The following is a 295-nucleotide window of genomic DNA, read 5'->3' as shown; positions in this document are numbered from 1 at the left end:
CGAACAGGGGGATCTGGTGTTAAGCCGAGACTACACCGAATTACGCCCCGATATGCAGGCCAATTTGGTTTTGACCGGCACCTTAACCAAACATCGACGCGGTGTGTTGGTGCAGGCCAGAATGGTCGACCTGGTATCAAAAGAACTGAAAGCGTCGGCACAAACCTTACTGCCGTCTGCGCAGGTAAGTGCCTTAATTGCCAGTGAGTCTCGCCTGGATATGCCGGCATCTGGGATCCAATAGGGGATAAACATGAAATTAATAGGTTTAATGGCCTCCACTTTGCTGCTTGCG

The 295-nt window shown here is 51.2% G+C and carries 1 protein-coding gene; it reads left to right on the top strand.

What is annotated here, in order from left to right:
* Positions 1–244: FlgO family outer membrane protein (locus J0A66_RS22865; protein ID WP_241264399.1), on the top strand; the 244-nt coding region annotated here is incomplete at its 5' end.
* Positions 245–295: the final 51 nt, after the last annotated feature.

The organism is Bowmanella dokdonensis (genome assembly GCF_017254865.1).
In the GTDB taxonomy this organism is placed as follows: Bacteria; Pseudomonadota; Gammaproteobacteria; order Enterobacterales; family Alteromonadaceae; genus Bowmanella; species Bowmanella dokdonensis.
The sequence above is the reverse complement of the archived record's forward strand: the minus strand, read 5'-3'. Positions and strand labels throughout refer to the sequence as shown.